This window comes from Aeromonas dhakensis, assembly GCF_000820305.1.
Taxonomy (GTDB): Bacteria; Pseudomonadota; Gammaproteobacteria; order Enterobacterales; family Aeromonadaceae; genus Aeromonas; species Aeromonas dhakensis.
In genome coordinates this window covers 1-1,031 of sequence record NZ_CDBH01000024.1, presented here as the reverse complement: position 1 = coordinate 1,031, position 1,031 = coordinate 1, and the positions used below count along the sequence as shown (strand labels likewise).

Annotated in this window: 2 protein-coding genes; both read right to left on the bottom strand. The window is 65.1% G+C overall.

Going from position 1 to position 1,031, the window contains the following annotated elements; translation table 11 throughout:
• Positions 1-520, bottom strand: a 520-nt coding sequence (locus tag BN1143_RS04460) for an arsenic resistance protein (protein WP_042049800.1), incomplete at its 3' end; no start/stop codon positions are given.
• A gap of 101 nt (positions 521-621) precedes the next feature.
• The coding region (locus BN1143_RS04455; protein WP_042049799.1) for an ArsA-related P-loop ATPase at positions 622-1,031 on the bottom strand (410 nt) is incomplete at its 5' end.

Here is a 1,031-nt window from a genome sequence, read left to right as displayed (position 1 = left end):
GGGGGGCGAAGGCAAACACCATGATGAGGTCGTTCACCGCCACCTGCGACAGGGTGAAGTAGGGATCGCCGTTGGTCAGCCGACTCCAGACAAACACCATGGCAGTGCAGGGGGCCGCCGCCAGCAGGATCAGCCCCGCCACGTAACTGTCGAGCTGATCCGCCGGCAGCCAGTCGGCGAACAGCACCCGGATGAAGAGCCAGCCGAGGAAGGCCATGGAGAAGGGCTTGACCAGCCAGTTGATGAAGAGAGTGACCCCAATCCCCTTGAGGTGCCCCTTCACCTGATGCAGGGCACCGAAGTCTATCTTGAGCAGCATGGGGATGATCATCACCCAGATAAGCAGTCCCACCGGCAGGTTGACCTTGGCCACCTCCATGGCGCCGATGGCCTTGAAGAGCTCCGGCAGGCCCTGCCCTAGCCCAATCCCCACCAGAATGCAGAGGGCCACCCAGGCGGTGAGGTAACGTTCAAAAAAGCCAATCGCCGGTTGGCTCTTGGCATCACAGGTTGCAGACATGAGGGCTCCCGATGCGGTCATCCCGCATCTCTTTAGTTAACGACAAATGTTCATCCGCCCCGGCCACGCGGCCGGGGCCCTTGTTCAGTGATGCTGACTGCTCAGTGGTGCTGACAGAGGCGGCGCAGGGCATCCGCCCCCACCGGCTCCTCGGCGAGCAGCGGCACCACGGCGTAGCGGCTGGCGTGCTGCCGCTCGACCGCCTCGACATGGGGCAACTGGCGCTCGGCCCGCAGCTGCAGCAGCGGCGAGCTGACCGCGGCTTGCTGCAGACTGTGGTTGATGAGCCAGGCCCAGGGCTCGATGCCGGCACGGCGCAGATCGGCCTGCAGATTGGCCGCCTCCTGCACCGGGGTCGGCTCGGGCAGGGTGACGATCAGCACCTTGGTCTGCTTGGGGTCCTGCAGCTGCATCATGGGGGTGGTGAAGTGCAGCCCCTTGCTTCCCATCTGGCGGGCGATCTCCCTGTGGTAGGCGCCGGTGGCGTCGAGCAGCAGCAGGGTGTGGCCGG